This is a genomic window from Alteromonas infernus (assembly GCF_902705815.1).
The window spans coordinates 55,306-79,059 of the sequence record NZ_CACSIG010000003.1; the positions used below are offsets into that span (position 1 = coordinate 55,306).

Here is a 23,754-nt window from a genome sequence, read left to right on the forward strand (position 1 = left end):
AAATAAGGCAACCTTACGGTTGCCTTTCCTGTTTATTCGTAGCTAAACAGGTCGCCACCGTGAAGGTCAATCATGTCGAATGCCTTACCACCGCCGCGTGCTACACAGGTTAACGGATCATCAGCGATAACCACTGGAATGCCCGTTTCTTCCATGAGTAGTCGGTCTAAGTCTTTAAGTAATGCGCCACCGCCAGTAAGCACCATACCGCGCTCTGAGATATCAGAGGCAAGTTCAGGTGGAGACTGTTCCAGTGCCACCATAACGGCCGAAACAATACCGGTAAGCGGCTCTTGCAGGGCTTCAAGAATTTCATTGGAATTTAGCGTAAAGCCACGTGGTACACCTTCTGCAAGGTTACGACCGCGCACTTCAATTTCGCGAACTTGTTCACCTGGGTAAGCAGCACCAATTTCATGCTTAATACGCTCGGCGGTTGCTTCACCAATCAGTGAACCAAAGTTACGGCGAATATAGTTGATGATAGCTTCATCAAATTTATCACCACCAATACGAACCGAAGATGAGTACACCACGCCGTTTAGTGAGATGATAGCAACTTCGGTAGTACCACCACCGATATCAACAACCATAGAGCCTTGCGCTTCAGACACTGGTAAGCCCGCACCGATTGCCGCAGCCATAGGCTCGTCGATAAGGAAGACTTCTCGCGCGCCTGCACCTAGTGCAGACTCTTTAATCGCGCGACGTTCGACTTGGGTTGAACCACAAGGAACACAGACCAAAACGCGAGGGCTTGGACGTAAGAAGTTATTATCGTGAACTTGCTTGATAAAGTGCTGGAGCATTTTTTCGGTAACATAAAAGTCGGCAATAACACCGTCTTTCATGGGGCGAATAGCACGGATATTACCCGGTGTACGACCAAGCATACGCTTAGCTTCCGCACCCACAGCTGCAACGCTTTTAGGGCCCGCTGCGCGCTCTTGCCGAATAGCCACTACTGAAGGTTCGTTTAGAACAATACCTTGGTCTTTTACATAAATCAGCGTGTTAGCTGTTCCGAGGTCGATGGACAGATCATTAGAGAACATGCCTCGAAGCTTTTTAAACATGAAGAGTGTATTCCTGTTTCTGTGTTAACGCGTATTTGCAAAGGTGAGATGGCGACGCTTTAACGTGAAGTCGATATTTATTCGCACACTTTAACAATGGGGGCAATTTTGGGCAAGTAATGCTGCAACTTAGAGCCAAAATAACTACTTTATTGAAGAGCGAAGTTAGTACTTACCCTATAAAGCGATACCGCATACGCGTTTATCCATTGGTTACTACGTTAGACCCACATAGTGACCGCATAGAAAACAGAAGGTTCAAAACACATAGAGGTTTAGCGCGCTTATTCATTGTTAATTTGCTCGCGTTTATAAATGATATTGTCGTTACCTCTATACACACCGTAGGTTAACGTAGCACTTGGTGGGTTATCAGCCTGCCCGTCACCGTCCCAGTCCCACAATAGCCATGCATCTGGCGTATAAGTTACCGGGTAATTCCCTGCCCCATTAGGTGATGACACGCGCATTCCCGTACCCACCTCATAGGCCCCCTCACTAAGGTTGCCGTCTTCTGACGATACCAGCTCACCTGAGTTATCATTGATGTTATCGTGTTCAAAGCCTGTGCAGCTGTCATAGCTGTTTATACGCCAGTTATTCCCATCCCAATATTGGGTACGCATAGGTAGCAACAATGCTTCATCAGCACCGCCATAATTGTTGATAAGCGTTGCTCTGCCGTAGGCGAAACTTACCGCTCCGCCAATATCAGCCACGCAGGTACCTGAGCACGTTAACCCGTTAAAATTGGCACCGTCGAGTTGACTGCTCTGGGCGACTAAAACGATGTTGGCATCTAAATAAGCGCCGTCTAGTGTTGCGCCGCTCAGCCGGCTAAACGCAATATCTGAATCTGCATAGCTAATTTGCCCAGCGCTCGCGTTTTGCGGCCATGTGATAGCACTGGTGTTTGCTAACCGGTTCAATAGACTGCCTAAATGCTCCACCTGCAAACTTAAATTCGTCAGTTTGTCGAAGCCATCATAATAATTCACCGTGCGACTGCCGTTATGGTTAAGCGCAGTAAGCGAAAAACTCACATCAGCGAGTGGCTGGTCAAAATAGGTGAAAGCACCACTAGCCGTGCACGCCGCATCTACTGAGCCTGAAAGCGCAAAATTAGAAGGCGCAAAACGCCCCACGTTGTTAACTTGGCCTAATACGGTTGTGTCTGTGAGATAGGTGCTTTGTGCGTTAATCGAAATGGTGCCAACTTCGTCGTAATTAAGGCTAACATTCACCTTCCCTTCATCATCAAATAGCACGCTTGATGTGCTTAACGCGCCCGTTGTGCCGCCCGCAGGCAGGCGTTGCTGCGGCGCTAAGGTTACCGTGCCTGTGAAATGCTCTGCGGTATTGTTATTTGCTAAGTCGTCAAAGTTGTCGGGAACACCATCGTTGTTGCTGTCTTCACCGTCAACCCACTGTACTGTGCGCAGCCCAACCACAAAGTCTTCGCCGGTACGTGTAAGCAAGGTGCCATTGGCACTGTTAGCATACCCGTTGAGGTTTGTGCTTGTTCCGCTGTCATCAAGAATGTCCATCGCAAAACCAAAGGGGCGCACTTTGAAAATATTAGACGACCCAGAAATCCCGGTTCTGTCAGTGATGGTACCTGATAACGATAGTTCACCCGCGTCTGGATACTGCACTGAAAACTCAGCGCGAGAGTTCCCATCGAACTGAAGCGCAACGGTTTCTGGCGTTAGTCCAAGCTCGTACGTATTGTTATTATTAGACAACGCTAGCTTGTTCGAGCAGTTGCTAGAGCTTGAACAGCTATAGTTCAGGTCGACATCGACGATTTTGTTTTTTAAAAATTCTGAATTACCGCAGGCCTCGACAGCATAGGTCTTACTATTAAAGCCTTGATCTGATGGTTTGCCCGATAGCTGGGTTACAATAGTGGTGTTGTTGTCTGTGAGGTTTTTAAATACTAAACCGTCGTCTTCAAAATTAATTTTGCAGCCTTCGATACCGACATCTTTTCCGCCAATGAAACAGCGTAGTTGGGACGATGGCGTTTCACCTAACGTTGCGAGTTTTGTATCGTTCCCTTTCAAGCTGTCTAATGCTAACGAAATTTGCCCTGTAAACGAGACGACATCGCTTCCGCTCCACTCAAAATTATTGCTATTTTGAGGAGATAGACTAACCGTAGACGGCTGAGAGTAAATGAGGTCGCAATTTACATCTGCACAGGCTTTAAGCGTGATCTCTTTCGCCGCACAACTACTGCCTTTGTTATCCGCTAGTTCGTAGCGATAGTGATTTAGTACTTCAATAACCTCGCGTCCGCATATACCCGGTATATTATTCGGTACACTGTTTGCAGTTACCCTTAAAGGTGCAGGGACACTTGCCGTTGCTGAAGAAACAGATTCAATGCCCCCTCCCGCATTGAAACGACCAATGAGGGTTTCATCACCAACATTAGCAAATGTCACCGTTCCTTTAGCAATCACTAACGCTCTGGGGTTTGAGCCATCAATAACCACGTCACCGTCCACATAAATCGCTAAATAAGCACCATCGGCAACGGTGACATTAGCATTAGCCATAACGAAACGTGTTGGCTGGCCTGCTGGATTAGTGCCCGGGTCGGAAACGTAAATTCGTGTGGGTGCGACAACGTTATAATTTCCCGCGGCCATCAGCACATTCTGCCGATTAAAGTAGTAATCGCCGGCCAAATTACCCGCAGCTATTTCTGGGCCGCTATCGTCAATCGTGATGGTCGGTATGGCTCTAGATTGTGACTCGGTGAGTGAGTCTGTGTTATTTACGGTACAGTCGACACCTGGCTCTCCACATTTAGGGTAATCCGCTGTGCCCGGTGTACCTCCAGGTATTAATTGTGTTGCACTAAGCACGCCGCTGTTTTCATCAATAATGCGGCTATTGGCCGGAAGGTTTATAGGCGCACCGCCAAATGCAGCCACTGCTCCCGGGAACGCCACATCGCAGCTTGGCACTTCACCACTAAATACAAACTCTGACGTCATCGCCAGAATACTGGCGTCTTCTTCCGTGTGATTTCGTTCAGAATCTAGGCTTCTGTCTTCATCTACACGAAGGCCCAATCTATTTTTATTCACTTTACAACTGCGTAGCCAACCGCCATCTGCCCCATTGCGGCTAATTTTACTTGCAGCAACTAATGGCGTTTGATCATATTTGTTTTTAAAGTTGTTTTGGAAACAGCCGTCGCTCCAGCCCTGAATACGCACATCTGCAAAGTCGGCCTCCCAAACCACCTCTACACCGTTGTCATCGAAGAACCTGCGGTCAAACCCTTCAGTGGTGGCCATATAGGCAACCGTTTCGGTGCGCGTTACGGGCTCATAATCTGTTTCCGATGCTTCAAAGGCGATATAATATGACGGCGCTTCATATTTAGCTGCAATGGTTAGAAATGGCAGTAAATGTTCATTGGGCGGCTTCTTTCCATTCACATCAACTTGATTATTAACGGTTTGAATAGAGTGAAAGAAAACCGGTTGCTCACCAAAATCTGTTTGCAGCGGCACTTCTGCATATCGAGTATCTTCCGTTCCTGGCAGTAAGGGCCCGGATGGTGCATACCACGGGGAGTTGGTTGAAGCTTGGATAGTATCGGCATCTAATTCCATTTTGCCTACTTCAACAATATCGCCATCAGGAAACTCGTGAATGCCATAGGCAATTGCTAAATAATGCCCCCCCATGGTGATATGAGGGCCGTCTTCACCAGAGGGCTCAAGCGGCAGGGCTTCAAAACCGGTTCTGGTAACGTTGCGAATTTTAACGATGGCAGGGTTCGAACCTTGATTTGTTGAAAGCATAAATACCGCGGGCGGCTCATCGTATACTTGCGAAAAGCTTATGGTTGTCCACTCGGCTTTATTGTAGGTATTTTGAAGCTCAATAAATCGGCCTTCAATTTGGGGAACGGCTAGCGCGGGCAGCGCTAATACAGAGAGCACTCCAATAAATAGGGCTCGAACAAGAGATTTACGGTATGTCATTATTCTTCCTGCCTCACTTCAACAAGAACGCGCTTCGATGTTTCAAGCTGCCCTATACTGCACTGCGCTTGTGATGCCAATGCATAAACTCTAATTTCACCGGCGGCGACTTCAGGCTCTTGCACTTCGGTTTCCACCTCACAAGATAGCGTAATCGCACAATTCTGCACGTTTGCTGCACTGATAGTTACTGGCTGAGTAATGGCCGAACACGCTGGATTATTACCATTAATTAGCCTAGAAATTGCCACTTCCATCCCGCTTTGCGCCGCTAAGTAAGCGCGAGCCCCATAGTACTCGATGGACTGTTGCCGAATATTGGATGAAATTTGGTTAGACAGCGCAATGCCAAGACCTAAAAGTACAATACTGATAATGATAGCCACTATGGTTGTAGCCCCGCGCTGGCGGGCAAGTGAGCTTGGCATCCCTACTAAGCGAGGCCCGCTACTTGGCTTTATTACACTGTGTTCCTTGCTATGGCACATTGGGAAAGTGAACCTCGTGTACAACCGATATTTGCTCTTCATCGCTGCTTTGTAGCGTCATTTGAAGCTCAATTAAGCCGTTTTGACGTAAGCCCGCTGTAATAACGTTCGCGCTCCATGAAATCACGTTTGCTCCGATAATTCCTGATACGCCATCTTGCGTTCTTATTAATCGCTCACCTTGTGCCGATGATGTTCTACATACCGTCACTTGCGCTTCAGGGACGAAAAAGCGTTTACCCGGGGATGATTGGGTATTGGCCGCACTTAGCGTTAGGTCATACTGGTTGTCGCTAGTAGGGTCTGAAGCGGCATCTGCAATAGCGTCGATATTACGCCCATTGTCGTTTACACTTTGTGGGTTGGTCGGGTATATAACCAAGGTGTCGTCTTCGCTCAATTGACTGTTAAATACCACAACATGCATAGGGTTATTAAACGCATCGCCCACATAGGTGCCGCTTTCTTTGATGGGGTAATAGGAAAGACACTCTAAACTGGCGTCAAATGACACTGAGTTTGGCACCACATTACGCAACTCTTTTTCTAGGCGCAGTATAATAAACCGCGCATCTGAAACAAGGCGAGTACGCTCTGCGCCCGTTATATAGATTTGCGCACTTAAAGAGATCACTTGTGCTACAGATACGCTGATCACGCCTAAAATTGTGATCACTAAAATAAGTTCTATTAGCGTAAAACCGCCTTGACGCAGAGCTTTTCGTGGAGACATTAATAGCTCCCTCGATAAGCGCTGAAATCATAAACTTGGCCGTCGGGTGCAGTCACCGCGATATCAATGCGCTTGAATAATTGTCCATCGGTTGGCGTACTGTCGTCTAAGTCACTGTCGTAGTCGACTGTTACCGTAAAACCAAAATTGTTGTAGTTACCGCCCACATTGCTGACGGCGTAACCATTGTAGTCGTCTACATCATCAAACTCGTCTTCACTCGCCTCTTCTGGGCCAAGTGTTGTTGAGCAATTTCCTTTGGCATTACAGGTTTCAAAAGGCGGGCTTCGGTCGCTGTTTTCATCATAAGAGCGGCTTAAAATATCGTTCATTAAAGACTGACCTAACTTAGCTGCTTTTACTTGGCGAAATGGCTCTGCGGTTTGTTCTGCCTGCGGAACAATAAGCGACAGCACAATAGTTAGGCTAATGGTAAATACAACAATACCAATCACCAGTTCTAGCAAGGTAAAACCGGTTTGTGACTTAGGTAACTTAGCACGCATAAATTGCCCCTTCATTTTGAAGGCACATCGCAAAGGTGCTTATTTGAATTTTGCAGGTGGTGGCGCAGGCAATATTTCGTGGGCGGCCAAAGCCGTCAAACTGGATTTGAGAAAAGCTATCGCCGTTTTCATCCGCCGTTTGAAACGTAAAATCGGTGCTGGATGCGTTGACAACTTGATCACTATCGAAGGCGGTAGATAGGGCATTTGCACAGTCGTGCCCAGCGGGGGGAGCAATAACTGTACTTGTTATTTTCACGCAGCTGCTGTCTTGTACGTTTTGCATGGCGCGAAGCTGCATATTGCGTACAAGTTGAAGGGTTCGGTCGCGAAGGGCAATGGCCTCTTCGGTGTCACTACCAAGAAAGCGAGGTGCGGCGGTTACCGCCAGCACCCCAATAACCAAGATGGTTATGATGAGTTCTACTAATGTAAAACCGCTTTTCTTCACATTACTCTACACACGTGTTTACAGTAATTGTAGGGCGCTCGCCCGCGCCTGCATTGACATATTGTACCGAACATTTATCGCCCGCTGTATCAGGAGCGTTTGCAACAACCGAATAGTCACCATACCCTGTGTAGTAAATAAATGCAGTGTCGGTGCCATTAGTTGAGACTAAGTATTCATCGGGTAAGTCTAGTAGCTTTGTGAAATTCGCAGCATTATCACCATCTGGATACCCATTAACAGTTGTCACATCTGTTGAAGCATCGTTTGCGCCGTTTCCATTCAGATCGACAAAACCAGTCGCCCCCGCTTGATCTTCAATAAGCGCTTTCCCATAGATGACAGATGAAGCAGACTCCAAAGACCCAGCGATACCCTGTAATACAGAATCACGTGCATCATCTTGAAGGTTTAAAAACTTAGGTGCCGCGGTTACCGCAAGGATACCCAGCAGGACAATAACGATGATTAACTCGATTAGGGTAAAACCCTTTTGTGTTGAAACTTTTTGCATAATTAGACTTCCTGAGTATTAATTAAAAAACAGTAACCTGGCCAGTGGCAGGGTTGTAAGTGAAACCATCGAAGCTGGTGCCGTCGGGCGTACCGTCTGCGGGGGCAGAAGTATTGGGTAAGCCCATAGACTCGACAAGATAGTAAACGCAAAGCGCATTTGTTCCCGAATCGTCTTCGCGCACTGCATATCTGAAATCTGCGACCACCGCGTCATTAGTTGACGTAGTATTGGTTGGTGATGACTGAAGAATAAGGTCAAACACGTTTTTACATTCAGTCGCATTCACTGTCGAAATAAGCGTGTTGCCTGTTGGGCTACCTGTTGGGTATCCAATGGTGCCATCAACTCCAACTTGAGTTTGGTCATAGGTGACAACCGTACCGTTACCATTCCCGTTATTGCCGCTTGGTCGACCTTCTACTTCCCATTGTGCTCTTACAAGGCCAACGGCAGCAGCGAAGCCACCCGCAACACCTTCTACACTGGCTTCACGGGCTTCATCAGTAACGTCGATAAAGCGCGGTAAAGCAGTTGCCGCAAGCAAGCCTAAAATAATGACAACAATGATAAGCTCAATAAGCGTAAAGCCTTGCTGTTTGGTGTTCATACCATCTCCTAAGTTACAAAATAAGCGTATTGTTCCAACGCTTAGTTACCTGTTTACTTCCCTCACAACGCCGCTACCAGCGTTATACTCAAACCAAATTTTGTCTTGAATGCGAAATACACATTGCAAATATCCATTCGCGTATCTATCGCTAACCGATATTTCGGATGACACATCGGCCTCTCTTAACGTTGCCAACGTGTATAAATATTCACAGGCCTTTCCCTGACCTTCTTTAAGGCCTTCAGGCCATCCTTTTCGGTTAACGAACAACTCGGCCGCAACGTCTTTGTGCTGTCTTATATTGCCGCTAGCATCAAACTCAGTTTCGTAGATCAACACCGTTTGTTGTTTGGTCTTTATCCACTGCGCCCTTGCCAACATAATCACGCGTTGAAACTGGGCAACGGCGTTTTCTTTGTTAACTTTTTCAGCTTCTTCAATAACGGGGGTCGCGTGATATACAACCGATGCAGAAACAACAGTCAGCAGCATGCCAATCACAATAAAGTTCAATAACCCTGTTTTGGCGCCAGCCACTTTATTCCCCAGTAATAATCGCGCACACTTAGCCGCCTTTTACCGCCGACATCATGTTCCACATAGGTGTAAATATGCCAAGCGCCAGTATCAACACCATTACCGCAACAAACCCTATCAATATGGGCTCTATCTTGGCCGTTAAACTTTTCAGGTCGAAGTCGACCTCGCGTTCATAATAATCGGCGCTTTCTTCTAAAAGCTGCTCTAAACGCCCCGTTTCCTCGCCCACTGCAATCATCTGTAATACAAGTGTAGAAAACAGTTCGCTATTTTTCGAAACGCGTAACAAACTATCGCCTTTTTCTATGCCTTGACGCATTGCTTTAATCCGCATCTGCATGTGAGCGTTATCAACGGCATCGGCGGTTAATGACAGCCCAGCGGTTAAAGGCACACCTGCACGCAAGATCATTGAAAAACTTCGGCTATATCTAGCTAATAATGATCGCTCAATAATGCTGCCTACAACAGGCAACTTTAGTTTAAATTTGTCCCATTTGAGTCGTCCATTAGTCGAGTTAACGTATTGTTTAGCAGAGATAATTGTTGCGATTAATACGATTAAAATTAGCCACCAATAGTTAACGAAAAAGTTTGAGGTTCCGATTAATACGCGGGTCATTATGGGAAGCTCGGTGTCAAAGCGCTCAAACATTTGCGTAAATACAGGCACCACAAACAGGTTTAAAATAAACATAGCGATGGCAAGTGCGATTAACACGAAGGTGGGATAACGCAAAGCAGACTTTATGCGCTTTCGGGTTTCTTGCTCGCGTTCGAAATACAGTGCCAGCTGCAAAAATACATCGTCTAATTTACCCGTGTTCTCGCCCACAACCACCACTGAGATGGTTAAGCGTGTAAACACTTTTTCGTACTTAACCATAGCCGAAGATAAGCTTCGTCCTTGCTCTAGCTGGTCGGCAATATCTTTAAGAATTTCTTGGAAGCGTTTGTGAGAGGCATTTTCACTTAGCCCTTTTATAGCCCGAATGATAGGAATACCCGCTTTCAGCAACGAATACATTTGGCGAGAAAAGATGATCATTTCATCTAACCCTACCTTTTGCTCCAACAAGCTCCCAATATCAAATCCACTACTGTTGTTCGTACCCGATACTTTTTTTGTTTCTTCAATCGAGATGGGTACGATGTTTTGCGACAGTAAGGCTTGCGCCGCGGCTTGCGCTGACGCAGCTTCAATTATGCCTTTTAAAGGCCCGCCCTGTGCCGACTTACCCGCGTAACTAAACTGAGGCATTAGTGGTTCACCACCTCTGGTACAAACTCAGCCACTTTGAAAACTTCGTCTAAAGAAGTTTTGCCTTCTGCCGCATAATCTAGCGCCATATGAGACAGCGGAACAAAGTCTTTGTTTGCCTTTGTTGCATCAACAAAACCCTGCGTATTGTCGTCGCGCAGCGCTTCCATCATATCTTCATTCATTTCTAAGAACTCAAAGACACCAATACGTCCTTTGTAACCGGTATGATTACAGCTGTTACAGCCTCGCCCCTTGTAAAAACTAGCGTTTGTAAGTTCAGGTTTTAAAAAGCCAACCCAGGCTTGTTCTTGCGCAGAAGGCAATTTTTCTTGCTTGCAGTTCTCACACACTCTACGCACAAGTCGCTGTGCTAACACACCACGTAACGACGTAGCCACAAGATAGGGCGCCGCTCCCATATCAATAAGACGAATAGCACTGGTTACAGAGTCATTGGTGTGAAGCGTACTCAATACTAAGTGGCCCGTTAACGCGCCTCTTAATCCAATTTCAACGGTTTCTTGGTCACGCATTTCCCCCACCATGATAATGTCGGGGTCTTGACGAAGTGTGGTACGCAAAATAGCCGCGAAGTCTAAGCCGATTTTGCTGTTCACCTGAACTTGATTAATGCGAGGTAAGCGGTATTCAATGGGGTCTTCAGCGGTAATAATTTTCAAATCAGGTTTGTTAAGCTCGCTTAGTGCGCCGTACAAGGTTGTCGTTTTACCTGACCCTGTTGGCCCGGTTACCAATATCATGCCGTGAGGGCGGTTGATAGCGGCGCGAAACTTTTCCGCCATAACATCGGGCATTCCCGTTTGGTCTAACGTTAACAGGCCCGCAGACTGGTCTAGCAAACGCATCACTACAGCTTCACCATTTGCCACCGGCATGGTGGATACACGCACATCGAGGACGTGGCCTTTTACCTTGATATTGAAGCGGCCGTCTTGCGGTATGCGCTTTTCAGAGATATCTAAGCCCGACATCAGCTTTAATCTAAGTACTAGTGCCGAAGCAATCTTTACTTGGTTTAATGTATTTTCCTGTAACACCCCATCAACACGTTGGCGAATACGAAGAATTTTTTCATCTGGCTCTATATGAATATCTGATGCTCGCACCTGAACCGCATCCTCAAAAATAGAATGAAGTAGCTTTACTACGGTGGCATCTGAAGTGGTATCGTCTAAGGCAGAGAGTTCAAAGTCGGCTTCATCGGCGTACTCTTCACCTAACTTTTCTGCAAATGACGCTATATCCTGGGTACGGCGGTATACTGAATCAAAAGCCTCGAGCATTTGATTTTCCTGCACAATTGCCAGCTCAATATGGCGAGGTGCAACTAAAGGTCCCAGCTGGTCAAGGCCTCCTAAATCGGTAGGGTCGCTCATTCCTAGCAATACTTCCTCATCATCAGCCTCGAGCACCAGCGCGCGGTAGCGCCTTGCATAGGCTTCAGGAATAAGCTGCGCTTGTTCAGGGTCGATACGGCGTTGTGTAATATCTAAAAATGGAATGTTGAGCTGTTGTGCAAGAAAACGAAGCAGTTGAGGTTCGCTAATGAACCCCAAGTCGATAAGGGTATCACCGAGTTTCCGGCCTGATGAACGCTGAGCCGATAATGCGCTATCAAGCTGTTCGCTGGTAACAATATTTTCATGGACTAATAAATCGCCAAGGCGCATCTTTAATCGAGGTTGCATTAAGGTTGCTCCTGTAATTCGGTGAGACGCGAGCTAGCATATTTCGCTGACGCAGAAGAAAGACCGCCTATGGCAAGCGCTCTGGAATAAGACGATATTGCTAGCCGCTCGTCTGCTAACGCATCGTAATTAACCCCTAACGCCAGCCACCATTTCGCGTTATTGGGCTGTAGCGATGTCATGGCACTGAATGCCGACACCGCTTGTGCTGGTTTGTTAATGGTCTGGGCTGACGTGCCCTTTATAATTAAGTAATCGGCGCGTCCTTCAGCTAACGCTTTGGCGTCTAAGCTGTCTGGCATAAGGTTTAGCACTTCTTCAAAACGGCTTTCTTGCATCAAAATTTTCGCCATCAATTCCCGCCACATTAAGCTCTGAGGCGAAAGCATCACTCCCTCAGACAGAACTTGCAGCGCTTGTAGGCTATTGTTCTGCCCAAAGTAAAGTGCCGCCAGCTGTTTACGGGCTTCGTCATTTTCAGGGTGGGTAGAAAGTGCCAGGGTGAAGCTTTTCTGCGCTTCACCATACATGCCAAAGTTATAAGCCTTTAAGCCAGCCTCTAAGTGCACTGCACTTTGCTGCTGAGGGGTTTTAGGCGCCACTTCTACCACAGGCGGTCGCGATATTATTTCAGCTGACTTTGTTTCAGTTAACATTGTTTCTGCCGCGCCTGTCTCGGCCGGTGCTGCCTCGTCTGGTGCAGATTCGGCTGGCGTTGCTTTAACTGGTATTGTTTCGATTGCTGTATCTTTCCTACTATCTGAAGCGCCCACTCGGTACTGCGCTTCATCGTCTTCTCGCGTCTCATCAACGCTATTAGTGACGAGCGCCGCCACATCGGTAGGCGAGTTTTGAAGGGCCATATCGTTTTCTGATAAGGGGCTTGACCGCATCCCCTCAAATTCATCATTGGCTTCAAGGCCTGTAGTGCCGGTTTGGCCTTCCGCTTGTTCGTCGGATCCTGCCGATTTACCGGTTTGGGTGAGCCCCGGCACACGCTCGGTTTTTGTTAGCGTTGAATCCGGCGCTTGAGCGGCTGATTTATCTGCCTCTGTACTGCTGACAGTAGTACCGTCATCACGGTTACTAAGCACAGCGCTTAATACAAACCAGCCTAATAAGGCAATAATTGCGATGCCGATGAAAATTTTCGGCCAAAGAGGTCGTTGTGCGAGGTGAACCGTAGGAGGTAAACCAAAGTCTTCGCTTTGATTGCGCTTGTCCAATGACTTTAACGTGTCATTTAAGATACTCATAGGCTAGCCGCCCCGTATACGTGAAGCATACCCAGCGCGGCGACTACGCCAAGCGACAAAATAATAATGCTTTGCCTCGGTACAAGACGGCGCTTGCAATCGTCGGTATCTAATACGGCGCTAACCGTATGCGCCCAGTTCGCTGAAGCTTTACCCTGACCATAAGCGCGAAGAAGGATTTTGTGAGACACAATATTAACCAATCTTGGCGTACCTTTAGTAGCCAAAGCAACAAAGGCACGCAAGCCTTTGGAGATTAAGTGTTCGCTCCCCCCTGCCGTGGTCAACCTATGGCCAATGTAATAATCAACCTCAGCAGAAGTCATGGTGCGTAACCTATATGAAAAACTAATACGCTGGCGAATTTGCCTCACTTTTGGGTTATTTAAGTTATCGTCAAGTTCAGGTTGACCAAATAAAACAATTTGAAGCAGCTTGCTTTTTTCCGTTTCGAGATTACTAAACAGCCGAAGCATTTCTAGGGCGTCCCAACTTAGCGACTGTGCTTCATCAATGATCAGCACCGCCTGTCGGCCCTCTTTTTTAAGGGTTAAAAGCTTGGCCTCTATGGCGCTGTGCAAGCCCCGAATATCGCCTGTAGTATCGACATCAATACCGAGCTCTTTTGCAAACGCTAAGCGAAGCTCATCTGGTGATAGGTAAGGGTTGGGTAAATAGCAAGCCACAAATTTGTCAGAAAGGTGGTTGATTAACTTACGGCACAGTAGGGTTTTACCCGTACCAACTTCACCGGTTACTTTGATAAAGCCTTCAGACATACTCAACGCCGACAAAATGACTTTCAATGCTTCATTGTGCGGCGCTAGCGCACAGAAGAAGTCCGTATTCGGGGTAAGCGAAAACGGCATCTCGGTAAAGTGAAAAAAGCCCTGGTACATGGTTAGTTTCTATACCATTGATCAAGTAACGACTGGGTGCGAAGGCGCTGCTTTTCCCAGGTGTCGGGCTGTACTACAGAAGGGCGAATTAATATAACCAATTCGCGCTTACTTTGAGTTTTCGCTTTGTTCTTAAAGGCATTACCAATAAAAGGAATGTCGCCTAATAAAGGCGTTTTAGATTCTTGCTCGCTGGTAACGGTTTCCATTAACCCACCGATAACCACTATCTCTCCATCGCGGGCACGAATTACTGTATCTGACTCGCGAATATTACTTTGTGCAAGGGGCAGTAAAATTTGCTGGTCGCCCACTTGAATCACTTTAGTTTGCTCTGCCGTTTCCGTCACTGACGGATGAACGTGCAGGATGACCGAGCCGCTTCTATCTATTTGCGGTGTTACATCAAGTGCGATACCTGAAAAGAAAGGGGTAAGCTCAATATCGTTTTCGTTCTCAGTGCTCGTTGTGCTCTGATCTTCGCTGGTAGAAACGTCAGTAACAAAATACTCATCTTGCCCTACTTTAATCACTGCTTTTTGGTTGTTTGTTACCGTGACCCTAGGGTTGCTCAACATCTGCACATCACCCTGGGTTTGCAGCATGTTTATAACACCGTCGAAGTCACCACGGGAAATACGCAACGTAGAGACCCCGCCAATATCAGTAGAAATGGTGTTACCAATGGCATTAACTGCATTGATTGCAGGGTCAATGCCTGCAGCGGTGTTCGCGGCGAAATTAGACGCCAGTGCGCCACCGCTAAAACCAAAGTTTACGCTGCCAGTTAGGCCGCTAGCAATTCGGTCCCAGCGCACGCCTTGTTGATAACCATCATTAAGTGTAACTTCGATAATGCGCGCTTCTAACACCACTTGGCGCTGTAAGCTTTCTTGGCTTTGATTTAAAAAGTCTTTCACTACCGCAATTTCACTTGGCAAGGCGCGTATGGTAACAAGCCCCGCCTGCGGAGAAACCACAACTTGGCGACCTTCGGTGGGTGAAACCAGTACTTTAAGCGCTTCTTTTAAATCGCTCCAAAAGTCGTTTTCACTGGTGGTTTGTATGTTAGAGCCATTAAGCTGCTGAATATTGTTGCCACCAAGCCCACCTTGACCGCCAATACCGCCTTGTCCACCTAATGAGTTACCGCTTATATTATTGTTACCGTTGACACCGCCATTATTGCCGCCGTTATTTTGGTCTTGTTCGCTTACGCCACCAGCGATAACGCTAACGTTTGATACACCAAACCGTTTGATCATTAAAAAGTTAACCGGAATAGACTCTGTTTTTAATTGAGACGGCATAACTTGAATAACCTTGCCTTCTAAGAAGACATCTAGCGGATACATTCTCGAAATAATGGTTAATACATCATCAAGGGCAACCTCTTTTAGCGTTAGGCTAATTTGACCAGATACCGCAGGGTGAACCGCTACGCTGTAGGGTGTATCTTCCACTAACGCATCAAAGAAGGGGCGCACGTCTACGTTATTCGCTGACACTGCAAAGGTTTTTTGCGATGTTGGTGCTGGAAGCGCTTGATAACGAGCAACTTCCGACAACAATTCCTGATTAAGCTGAGGTGGAGGCGTTGGCACACCGGTGGGCTTATTTTGCGAGCGGTTTAACTCGTCACGTATATGAGGTTTCACTTCCTCGCCAACACCGTAAGTTTGACAACCACTTACTACAAGCGCCGCTGTCAAAACAAATGCGTGTAAAGTGAGACTACTTTTTAATTTCATATGCATACATTCTTAGTGTCTGTTGCTGACGTCCGTCAGTGATAACCACATTTTTAGGATTAATTTTCGAAATGGTGTACTCGTCAAGCGTGTCGCCAACTCGGTAGGACTTTCCCGAAATAATGGCGCTATAGCCTGTACTGCGTTTAAAAATAGATTGAAGCGTTAACTCGCCCGCAATGGTATTTTTATCGCCAGGCATAGAAGCCTTTGAAACCGCCGGTTTGGTTGGGTCTACCGCCCCTGATGCGGTTGGCAGGGTCACACTGACTATCGCTAACGCTGTAACTACAATTTTAAATAGCTTCACCATAACTCCTTACAGCGAAATAAAGGTTTCGTTATTGCTAACCGTTGCCAGACCAAGCGCCAATGTAGCGTTTGGGTATTGTGCAACGTGGTAAGCAAAGTCAGTTACTATCACCTTTTCTGGCGACGCTTGAAGACGCGCTAAATAGCCGCGTAGGTCAAAATAACTACCTTCAATAATTAAGCGCATGTTATGACGATAAAACGGCGTGCTTTGCGACTCTCCCTCGCCAAAGCGAACGATTTGAGTAGGCTCAACGTTGAAATTAACCAAACGCACGTTGTTTTCTTCGTTTAATAGCGTCATCAGTAATTCCGGCATTCTGTCTGCTGCCACGAACCCTTCGTTCAATGAAAGTAGCTCTTCATCTATCGCAAGTAAGGCTTTTCTTGCGCTATCCAGCTCTTGCTGGGTGCGCTGCGTGTAATCGATAGAAAGCGCCTGTTGAACGGCATCTCGTTGAATAACCAAGGCGTTGTACTCACTGCTTTTTCTTTTCACTGCTTTGTCGGCTGTTGATAAATCGTCAAGCGCGGGCGAAATACCAAACCAGAAGAACAGATATACGATGAGGCCAAAACTCACCCATAAAATAAGCTGCTTTTCTCTCCCCTCAAGGGCCGAAAACTTTTCAGAGAGTTGTTGGTACTGGCTCATCATCCTCTCCTTCAAAGTCGGTAGAAATTAAAAATTGTTTTACGTTGTCGGTGTCTTCCACTTCATCAAATTTCACCGATGAAAAGGCTTTACCTTGAAAAAAAGGAGACTGCTGTAACTTTTTAAGCCACTGGGGTATTGATGAAGGCGCTATTGTTTGCCCAGATAGGCGAATTTTCTGCGTATCTATATCAATGCGGGTTAACCATAGGTTTTGGTTGTGATAGTTCGCTAAATCATCCATCACTTCACCGTATTTTGTTGCATCGAAGGAAAGCTCTCCACTTTCAAGGTACGCCAGTAACTGCTTTCTGTTTTCTATTTTCGTATTTACCCGCGCTAACTGCTGCTGTAAGTTTTTGGTATCTCGTTTCTTCTCAAGTGCAGCGGTTAACGCTTTTATTTCGTCATTTATTCGACTCACCGCCGCCGTCTGATGCTTTAGCGTTTCCTGCTTGCCACTTAAAATTACGTTGAGCAAAACCACAGCTGTAAGCATTAAGGCAAAGGCAACGCCATTAACCCAAAGTACTTTTGCGAGGGGGAGTCGCTCTTTTTGAGGCTGCAGTGATGGGTGGTAAAGGTTTATCGTTCTTTTCAATGCGCTTCCCTCGCTGCAACAAGGGCACTAGCCAGCGCAAAGTGACACGAAGGGTCAACCACATCAGACAAATCAAGTTCAGGCGAAAATACATTCATCGCTGCCGGTTGAAACGGTTTTAAGCGCTCTATCACTGGCATACAATCAAACTGTGTTTTAAATAGGATTTCTTTCAAAGGCGGCTGCTTCAACTGAGACTCATAAAAGTCCATTGAACGCTGAATTTCTAAGCCAAGTGTATCGCTTAGCTGTGACAGGTCTGCGTTACCGTTTGCCTTATTTACAAACCCTCGTAGACGTCGCGATAACCATATTGCACGAGAGCGGACGATCATCAAAAACGGTTCGCTGTTAGATTCTTGTATTATGAGTAAGCGTGCATAGTCGTCGTCGGGCACCATTTCAGTCGCTAACACTTCTTTGGTGTGAATATGGGTTAAGGTTTGCCCTTTCTTCTTAGACATACTCTCGACTACTGCTGAAAGCGAAGATTTTTCCGCAGCGAATACATCTATCTTTTTTGCACCAGTACGGGTTTGAACAGGGTAATCAATATAGTCTAAAACAATGTTGCTCGCGTCATAAGGGACAAGATCACCCAAAGTCCACGGTAACGCGGTGGTAATATCTTCTTCTGGTACATCTGGTTTTTCTACCTGCACCATGTGATACATATCTTGGGAAAGTACGACAGATACGCGACAGGGCGCTTTTTCAAATGCCGTTAATGCATCATTGACCTGTTTATCAAGCGATTGACGTGGGTCAAAGGGTACAGACGAAACTGAACTAAGCGACACAGTGCTATTATCATAATCGATGGCAACAACATGCAGCTCAGCGGCACTCACCGATACCCCTACTGTGAGCGTTGTTTTGTTTGTTTGCGAAGAGAATAAGCCCGTTAGCATATGTCTACTTAGTTCGTTAATATCCAGTAGTATCTTATAATCGACAATACCTTAACGCGCCAATCAGTTACATGGCACTAACACAAAAGTAGACTAATTATCTAAGTAGAACAAACACCTACATAAGTATAAATTTATATTAATAGACTCAGTTTACGGTATGTAATTATTCATTTAGATTCGTTACTGAACCCGTTGCAGGGTAGTAATCAAAATGAGCGCCTCGACTTAGGCTATAGCGGCACCAGTAATTGTCTTCCCCCTCATCGAGTTCAGCATAATACCTTGCATGAACTTTAAAACCGTCGACGCGCAGCGGGCTTGCTACTAGGGATTTCCATATTTTTTCGCAACCAGGGTCGGATAAGTCTGCAGTAGGCCAACCCTCGTGATTCATTCGAACGGGTTTTCGGTTGACCTCATTGCCCTTCTCATCGTAATGGATAAGCATAATCATGGTGGTAGGTTGACGTACTCGCCACTGCCAGTGGGAAGAAACAACGTGACGCTTGAAGGTATCTAACTGAGTGGCAAAGGCTGTCGTTGTGGTATCTTCTTCCCCCGTGTGCAAAACGTTAACAGCAACACCTAAAGATATTGCAAATAAGATGGCCACTGCGGCTTTAATAAGATTTGCGGTGGAAGATATTTTTTCTTTGTTTTTTTTCACCGGTGTTCCCTCTGCCTTTACTTATATTAGATAGCGCTATACACACTGCCTCGCTATTCTATCGGCATTCTGAAGGAAATATAAAGTACGGTATAAACAATCCTTAAATGAAAGTCGTCTGTCTATGCATTCGCATTAGTGGCCTCTACTTTCTGCAAGACAGTCACACCCCAGAAGATGACCTATTGTCTAAAAAAGCATCAGGCCGTGTAGCCACAAAAGTGAGCTTCACGGCTTTGGTTATTTTAAAAGGTTACGCGCTCGCAGCTGTTACACCAACCGTGTCGGTCGTACCGGCAACTTTACTGGAAATATACTGCGCCAAGACCTCTTGCTGCGTTTTATTTAAACGCAACCCATGCTTGGTTCTTCGCCATAGCACGTCTTCTATTGTGTAAGCCCATTCACAATCGATAAGGTAGTCGACCTCAGCGCGATACATGCCGAAACCAAAATCCTCACCCATTTCTTTTACAGACGTTACGCCTTTTAGAAACTTATAGCACAACAAACCGTACTGGCGGGCGTATCGCTGTGCAATAGATTGTTCTAGCCACGGGAACTCACTAATTAGTTTTGAAACCAGCGAGGCTTGATCTTCAAACGCGCCTCCCGGCAACGGCACTTCTTTCGTCCACGCTTTTTTCGCTTTTGGAAAACAGGTTACGAGTTTATCAACCGCGTGCTCAGCAAGCTTTCGGTATGTCGTTATCTTTCCGCCAAAAATATTAAGTAAGACAGGCTTTCCAGCTTCACCTTTTAATTCAACTTTGTAGTCGCGGGTGAGCTCTTGCGCAGACGCATTTTTTTCCTCTAAAAGAGGGCGCACGCCACTGTATGAATGCACGATATCATTTCGGGTAATCTTTGTTTTAAAGTAGTGGTTAACCACATCGACAAGGTACTCCGTCTCTTCATCTGAAATCGCAGCATCAGACGGATTACCTTTAAAGTCCTCATCTGTCGTGCCAACCAAAGAGAAATCCCCTTCATAAGGGATCACAAACACTATTCGGCCGTCTTTGTTTTGAAGAATATAGGCCTCATCTGTGTCGTATAGCTTAGGTACAATGAAGTGACTACCTTTCACCATTCGCATGGCGTTAGGGTTGTTAACATTTACCAGGCGATCAAGGAAAGAAACAGCCCAAGGGCCTGCCGCATTCACAATCGACTTCGCTTTGACTGTAAACGTTTTCCCTTCAGCGGTTTTAAGTTCTACGCACCACAAATTATCTTGTTTTTCTGCTTTAACACACTCGGTTCGAGTATAAATTTGAGCGCCTTGATCCTGGGCAGCTAACGCGTTAAGTACCACTAGGCGCGCATCATCTACCCAACCGTCAGAATATTCGAAACACGTTGAAATATCGCTAACTAAAGGGCTTTCACTGGTGGTTGAAAGCTTGCGCGAGCGAGGCAACATGTTGCGCTTTGCCAATGAATCGTACATGAATAGGCCAATTCGAATCATCCAGGCTGGACGTAGATGCTTTTGATGAGGAAGACGAAAACGCAAAGGCCACATGATATGCGGCGCTTTCTTCAACAGTACTTCCCGTTCAGCTAATGCCTCTTTAACCAAACGAAACTCGTAATGCTCTAGGTACCTAAGACCACCGTGGATGAGCTTACTGCTTGAAGATGATGTCGCACCAGCTAAGTCGCCTTTTTCACACAAAGCAACCGACAGCCCTCGGCCCGCTGCATCAAGCGCTACACCCACGCCATTTACACCGCCGCCTACGACTAAAACGTCTAGCGTTTTTTCAGATTGTTTGTTGTGAATCATACGTTACCCCAAATGGTCGTTATATAGTTGGCTATTTGACAACCAAAAAGAAAACATGTCAACACAAAACGAACAGAAACGAACATTTAAGGAAATTAAAGAAAGTTAAGGAAACGAGATTGAACAAGAAAAAACGAGGGTAAAATAGAAGAGGGAGCCTTGTTAAATGACAGGCTATAAAGGAGAACGAACCCGTTTAAACGAATGAAAAAATAAAGCAGTGAAATTATTAGGCTGAGCAGCGCAGTATTAGGTGTAGGTAATCAAGCTTTAACAAAGGCTATATTGTTTTCTTCAATAATGTCACTGATAGCCGGTGGAGGAGTTTTGTCGCAAACAAGGCAGTCTACTTGAGATATATGCCCCTGCTCTACCATAGCCCGACGCTCGAATTTACTATAGTCAGCTGCAAGAATAACGTGTTGGGTGTGTTCCAATATGGCCTGTGAAACTTTTACTTCTCTGAAGTCGAAATCGAGTAATGCGCCATCTGCACTTATTCCCGAAATACCGATAATGCCATAGTCCATACGAAACTGACTGATAAAATCGCACGTAGCCTCACCAATAATTCCGCCATCTCGGTACCGCACTTCACCTGCAGCAATAATGACAGAGAAATCCTCTTTGGCGGAAAGAATAGTAGCAACGTGAATATTGTTCGTTACAACGTGGAGATTTTTATGGTTGAGCAGCTTTGTAGCAATCATCTCTGTGGTTGTACCGATGTTGATAAACAATGAAGCACCATCGGGTATCATTGCCGCCACAGCTTCGGCGATTTTCTCCTTCACTTCACTGTTTTGGGTCTTTCGCTCTTGATAAGGGGTATTTTCCCAACTTCTATTTAACCCCGCCCCGCCGTGGTAACGGCTCACTACGCCATTTTCAGCAAGTTGATTTAAATCTCGTCGAATAGTTTGCGGCGTAACGTCGCAAGCACTAACCAAATCATCAATAGACATGAAACCATGCTGCTTAATAAGGCCAACAATTTTTTCGTGTCTTTGTGTTTGGTTCATTACGAGTCCTGAGGAATTAAAAATTATAATTAATTATACGTGCTTAAAGACAAAGTTCCCACGGTTAAACGAATATGAAATGTTCGTTTTCGAAAATATAGCATTGTTAAACCCGTGTAAATAATGCAAACTCTACGAAAACTATCTTCAGGAGTGACCTTATGGGACAACATATTCTTGCCATTGACCAAGGCACAACAAGCTCTCGCAGTATTATTTTTTCTCCGAAAGGCAGCATTGATGCCATTGCGCAACAAGAGTTCTCTCAAAAATATCCAAAGGACGGCTGGGTGGAGCACGATCCCGAAGAGATTTGGGAAAGCGTTGTATCTACTCTGAAAGAAGTTTTTAACAAATGTAGTGTCGCTCCATCTGACATCGCCGCCATTGGTATTACCAACCAGCGCGAAACAACCTTGGTATGGGATAAACACTCAGGTAAACCCGTATACAATGCAATCGTGTGGCAAGACAGACGCACTGCACAATACTGCCGTGATTTTAGCGAAGACGAGGCGTTTGTTTCTTATATAACCGAAGCAACAGGGCTTTTACTCGACCCTTACTTCTCGGCCACGAAAATCGCATGGATATTAGATAACGTGGAAGGCGCCCGCGAGAAAGCAGAGAATGGCGAGCTGCTCTTTGGCACAGTGGATACATATCTTATTTGGCGTCTTACCGGCGGTGAATCGCATAAAACCGACGCGACTAATGCGTCGCGCACCATGTTATTTGATATTCACAACCAGTGTTGGGATGAAAAGCTATTAAGTAAATTCAATATCCCTGCCTCAATGTTACCTGAAGTTATGGATTGTGCAGCTGACTTCGGCGTTATTAAAGAAGAGATTATTGGTAGGGCCATCCCCATCCAGGGCGTTGCAGGCGACCAGCAAGCCGCATTGGTAGGCCAAGCCTGTTTTGAAAAAGGTATGGCAAAAAGTACCTATGGAACGGGTTGCTTTATGATTTTAAATACCGGCGATGCGCCCCTGCAATCAAAAAACCGCTTACTTACCACGGTAGGTTACCGACTTAATGGCAAAACCACCTATGCATTAGAAGGCAGTATATTTATGGCTGGCGCCACGGTGCAATGGCTTCGCGATGGCTTAAAACTTATCGACGATGCCGCTGAATCAGAAGCACTTGCGCAGCGTGCCAGAGAAGACAATGGCGTGTTTCTAGTACCCGCATTTACTGGCCTAGGCGCGCCTTATTGGGATCCAGACGCGCGTGGCGCAATTTTAGGTTTAACCCGCGACACAGGCATTAGCGAAATCGTTGCAGCGGGACTTCAGTCTGTATGCTATCAGACTAAGGACCTGCAAAAAGCAATGGAAAGCGATGGCGCTCGCCCCACAACTATTCGTGTAGATGGCGGTATGTCGCGTAATGATTGGGTTATGGGCTTTCTTTCAGACATATTGGGCGCTGAAGTAGAGCGCCCTGAGATTACGGAAACCACCGCTCTTGGTGCTGCCTTCTTAGCAGGATTACAGGCTGGTGTCTTCAATTCAATCGACGATTTAACCCATTGTTGGAAGAGTGATAGCGTTTTCACTCCAAGATTGACCAAGCAAGAACGTGATCAAGCCTATGACGGCTGGAAATCGGCTGTTGCCCGCATCCGCTGTAGCTAATTTGTAGCGAGCATCGCATTAGAGCGTCCCTGAAAACCAAATAGGACTCTCCTGTTTGGCACAAAGGAAAACGATAAACCCTAATATTTATTATTAGGGCATTAACGTTTTCCTTCCTCCCATACCGCACCGTTCTACAAACAACTTGAAAGCTCTGTATTTAAGTAAAATCTCTGCATTCAAAAAGTTATTGTAGAGCCCTAAAAATCTAGCGTGCAGCGCTCAAACTCACCTCGACAGCATTCTTTGTTTTCAGCCTACTATTTATTACCGTCTATAAAACATTCAATTTCTCTGAATATTTTTATGGTAAACGTTTACCCAAATATGTTATA

General features: G+C 46.0%; 22 protein-coding genes. 1 reads left to right on the top strand and 21 read right to left on the bottom strand.

Going from position 1 to position 23,754, the window contains the following annotated elements; all coding sequences use genetic code 11:
- Window positions 1-32: 32 nt before the first annotated feature.
- The 21 genes from ACX5J7_RS00370 to ACX5J7_RS00470 form a co-directional block, all read right to left on the bottom strand.
- Window positions 33-1,076, bottom strand: a complete 1,044-nt coding sequence (locus tag ACX5J7_RS00370; RefSeq protein WP_498705696.1) for a rod shape-determining protein — start codon at window positions 1,074-1,076, stop codon at window positions 33-35.
- A 284-nt stretch (window positions 1,077-1,360) separates the two neighbouring features.
- A complete protein-coding gene (locus ACX5J7_RS00375) occupies window positions 1,361-5,086 on the bottom strand; it encodes a DUF6701 domain-containing protein (RefSeq protein ID WP_474115271.1) in 3,726 nt (1,241 codons plus the stop codon).
- Complete coding sequence (locus ACX5J7_RS00380) at window positions 5,086-5,574, bottom strand: pilus assembly PilX family protein (RefSeq protein WP_333971018.1); 489 nt, start codon at window positions 5,572-5,574, stop codon at window positions 5,086-5,088. Before ACX5J7_RS00380 ends, ACX5J7_RS00375 begins: the two co-directional genes overlap by 1 nt.
- Complete coding sequence (locus ACX5J7_RS00385) at window positions 5,564-6,307, bottom strand: prepilin-type N-terminal cleavage/methylation domain-containing protein (RefSeq protein ID WP_157315405.1); 744 nt, start codon at window positions 6,305-6,307, stop codon at window positions 5,564-5,566. The genes ACX5J7_RS00380 and ACX5J7_RS00385 overlap by 11 nt, the downstream gene beginning before the upstream one ends.
- On the bottom strand, window positions 6,307-6,813 hold the full coding sequence (locus ACX5J7_RS00390; protein WP_474115272.1) for a prepilin-type N-terminal cleavage/methylation domain-containing protein: 507 nt from the start codon (window positions 6,811-6,813) through the stop codon (window positions 6,307-6,309). Before ACX5J7_RS00390 ends, ACX5J7_RS00385 begins: the two co-directional genes overlap by 1 nt.
- Window positions 6,803-7,264 carry a type II secretion system protein gene (locus tag ACX5J7_RS00395; protein ID WP_498705701.1) on the bottom strand — a complete coding sequence of 154 codons (462 nt, stop codon included), beginning with the start codon at window positions 7,262-7,264 and terminating at the stop codon, window positions 6,803-6,805. Before ACX5J7_RS00395 ends, ACX5J7_RS00390 begins: the two co-directional genes overlap by 11 nt.
- A gap of 1 nt (window position 7,265) precedes the next feature.
- A complete protein-coding gene (locus ACX5J7_RS00400) occupies window positions 7,266-7,778 on the bottom strand; it encodes a prepilin-type N-terminal cleavage/methylation domain-containing protein (RefSeq protein WP_015065981.1) in 513 nt (170 codons plus the stop codon).
- A gap of 22 nt (window positions 7,779-7,800) precedes the next feature.
- Window positions 7,801-8,388, bottom strand: a complete 588-nt coding sequence (locus ACX5J7_RS00405; protein WP_012516775.1) for a prepilin-type N-terminal cleavage/methylation domain-containing protein — start codon at window positions 8,386-8,388, stop codon at window positions 7,801-7,803.
- Window positions 8,389-8,433: 45 nt separating this feature from the next.
- Window positions 8,434-8,928 carry a hypothetical protein gene (locus tag ACX5J7_RS00410; RefSeq protein WP_015065980.1) on the bottom strand — a complete coding sequence of 165 codons (495 nt, stop codon included), beginning with the start codon at window positions 8,926-8,928 and terminating at the stop codon, window positions 8,434-8,436.
- Window positions 8,929-8,956: 28 nt separating this feature from the next.
- Window positions 8,957-10,192 (bottom strand): type II secretion system F family protein, encoded by a 1,236-nt coding sequence (locus ACX5J7_RS00415; RefSeq protein WP_015065979.1) that lies wholly within the window; start codon window positions 10,190-10,192, stop codon window positions 8,957-8,959.
- Window positions 10,192-11,904, bottom strand: a complete 1,713-nt coding sequence (locus ACX5J7_RS00420; protein ID WP_015065978.1) for a GspE/PulE family protein — start codon at window positions 11,902-11,904, stop codon at window positions 10,192-10,194. Before ACX5J7_RS00420 ends, ACX5J7_RS00415 begins: the two co-directional genes overlap by 1 nt.
- Window positions 11,904-13,160: a tetratricopeptide repeat protein gene (locus ACX5J7_RS00425; protein WP_498705706.1), complete on the bottom strand. Its 1,257-nt coding sequence runs from the start codon at window positions 13,158-13,160 to the stop codon at window positions 11,904-11,906. Before ACX5J7_RS00425 ends, ACX5J7_RS00420 begins: the two co-directional genes overlap by 1 nt.
- Window positions 13,157-14,059 (bottom strand): ExeA family protein, encoded by a 903-nt coding sequence (locus tag ACX5J7_RS00430; protein ID WP_012516770.1) that lies wholly within the window; start codon window positions 14,057-14,059, stop codon window positions 13,157-13,159. Before ACX5J7_RS00430 ends, ACX5J7_RS00425 begins: the two co-directional genes overlap by 4 nt.
- Before the next feature lie 2 nt (window positions 14,060-14,061).
- The gene (gene mshL / locus ACX5J7_RS00435) at window positions 14,062-15,810 is read right to left on the bottom strand and encodes a pilus (MSHA type) biogenesis protein MshL (protein WP_020742678.1); all 1,749 of its coding nucleotides are present in this window, start codon (window positions 15,808-15,810) and stop codon (window positions 14,062-14,064) included.
- On the bottom strand, window positions 15,794-16,123 hold the full coding sequence (locus ACX5J7_RS00440; RefSeq protein WP_012516768.1) for an agglutinin biogenesis protein MshK: 330 nt from the start codon (window positions 16,121-16,123) through the stop codon (window positions 15,794-15,796). The genes mshL and ACX5J7_RS00440 overlap by 17 nt, the downstream gene beginning before the upstream one ends.
- A 6-nt stretch (window positions 16,124-16,129) precedes the next feature.
- Entirely contained in the window at window positions 16,130-16,777 is a 648-nt protein-coding gene (locus tag ACX5J7_RS00445; protein WP_015065974.1) for a type II secretion system protein M, read from the bottom strand.
- Window positions 16,752-17,378: a PilN domain-containing protein gene (locus ACX5J7_RS00450; protein ID WP_020742677.1), complete on the bottom strand. Its 627-nt coding sequence runs from the start codon at window positions 17,376-17,378 to the stop codon at window positions 16,752-16,754. The genes ACX5J7_RS00445 and ACX5J7_RS00450 overlap by 26 nt, the downstream gene beginning before the upstream one ends.
- Window positions 17,375-18,289, bottom strand: a complete 915-nt coding sequence (locus ACX5J7_RS00455; RefSeq protein WP_012516765.1) for a hypothetical protein — start codon at window positions 18,287-18,289, stop codon at window positions 17,375-17,377. Before ACX5J7_RS00455 ends, ACX5J7_RS00450 begins: the two co-directional genes overlap by 4 nt.
- 166 nt (window positions 18,290-18,455) lie before the next feature.
- Window positions 18,456-18,959: a hypothetical protein gene (locus tag ACX5J7_RS00460; RefSeq protein WP_012516764.1), complete on the bottom strand. Its 504-nt coding sequence runs from the start codon at window positions 18,957-18,959 to the stop codon at window positions 18,456-18,458.
- A 253-nt stretch (window positions 18,960-19,212) separates the two neighbouring features.
- A complete protein-coding gene (glpD, locus tag ACX5J7_RS00465) occupies window positions 19,213-20,751 on the bottom strand; it encodes a glycerol-3-phosphate dehydrogenase (RefSeq protein ID WP_498705711.1) in 1,539 nt (512 codons plus the stop codon).
- Between the two features lie 263 nt (window positions 20,752-21,014).
- Window positions 21,015-21,773, bottom strand: coding sequence for a DeoR/GlpR family transcriptional regulator (locus ACX5J7_RS00470; RefSeq protein WP_015065969.1), 759 nt, complete (start codon window positions 21,771-21,773; stop codon window positions 21,015-21,017).
- Between the two features lie 161 nt (window positions 21,774-21,934).
- On the opposite strand from ACX5J7_RS00470, the gene glpK reads away from it, so the two are divergent.
- Window positions 21,935-23,419, top strand: a complete 1,485-nt coding sequence (gene glpK / locus ACX5J7_RS00475; protein WP_474116456.1) for a glycerol kinase GlpK — start codon at window positions 21,935-21,937, stop codon at window positions 23,417-23,419.
- Window positions 23,420-23,754: the final 335 nt, after the last annotated feature.

Bases quoted from the DNA above. Each gene is read 5' to 3' on its own strand.
- ACX5J7_RS00370 (WP_498705696.1), bottom strand. From the start codon at position 1,076: ATGTTTAAAAAGCTTCGAGGCATGTTCTCTAATGATCTGTCCATCGAC.
- ACX5J7_RS00375 (WP_474115271.1), bottom strand. From the start codon at position 5,086: ATGACATACCGTAAATCTCTTGTTCGAGCCCTATTTATTGGAGTGCTC.
- ACX5J7_RS00380 (WP_333971018.1), bottom strand. From the start codon at position 5,574: ATGTGCCATAGCAAGGAACACAGTGTAATAAAGCCAAGTAGCGGGCCT.
- ACX5J7_RS00385 (WP_157315405.1), bottom strand. From the start codon at position 6,307: ATGTCTCCACGAAAAGCTCTGCGTCAAGGCGGTTTTACGCTAATAGAA.
- ACX5J7_RS00390 (WP_474115272.1), bottom strand. From the start codon at position 6,813: ATGCGTGCTAAGTTACCTAAGTCACAAACCGGTTTTACCTTGCTAGAA.
- ACX5J7_RS00400 (WP_015065981.1), bottom strand. From the start codon at position 7,778: ATGCAAAAAGTTTCAACACAAAAGGGTTTTACCCTAATCGAGTTAATC.
- ACX5J7_RS00405 (WP_012516775.1), bottom strand. From the start codon at position 8,388: ATGAACACCAAACAGCAAGGCTTTACGCTTATTGAGCTTATCATTGTT.
- ACX5J7_RS00415 (WP_015065979.1), bottom strand. From the start codon at position 10,192: ATGCCTCAGTTTAGTTACGCGGGTAAGTCGGCACAGGGCGGGCCTTTA.
- ACX5J7_RS00420 (WP_015065978.1), bottom strand. From the start codon at position 11,904: ATGCAACCTCGATTAAAGATGCGCCTTGGCGATTTATTAGTCCATGAA.
- ACX5J7_RS00425 (WP_498705706.1), bottom strand. From the start codon at position 13,160: ATGAGTATCTTAAATGACACGTTAAAGTCATTGGACAAGCGCAATCAA.
- ACX5J7_RS00430 (WP_012516770.1), bottom strand. From the start codon at position 14,059: ATGTACCAGGGCTTTTTTCACTTTACCGAGATGCCGTTTTCGCTTACC.
- mshL (WP_020742678.1), bottom strand. From the start codon at position 15,810: ATGAAATTAAAAAGTAGTCTCACTTTACACGCATTTGTTTTGACAGCG.
- ACX5J7_RS00440 (WP_012516768.1), bottom strand. From the start codon at position 16,123: ATGGTGAAGCTATTTAAAATTGTAGTTACAGCGTTAGCGATAGTCAGT.
- ACX5J7_RS00445 (WP_015065974.1), bottom strand. From the start codon at position 16,777: ATGAGCCAGTACCAACAACTCTCTGAAAAGTTTTCGGCCCTTGAGGGG.
- ACX5J7_RS00455 (WP_012516765.1), bottom strand. From the start codon at position 18,289: ATGCTAACGGGCTTATTCTCTTCGCAAACAAACAAAACAACGCTCACA.
- glpD (WP_498705711.1), bottom strand. From the start codon at position 20,751: ATGATTCACAACAAACAATCTGAAAAAACGCTAGACGTTTTAGTCGTA.
- ACX5J7_RS00470 (WP_015065969.1), bottom strand. From the start codon at position 21,773: ATGAACCAAACACAAAGACACGAAAAAATTGTTGGCCTTATTAAGCAG.
- glpK (WP_474116456.1), top strand. From the start codon at position 21,935: ATGGGACAACATATTCTTGCCATTGACCAAGGCACAACAAGCTCTCGC.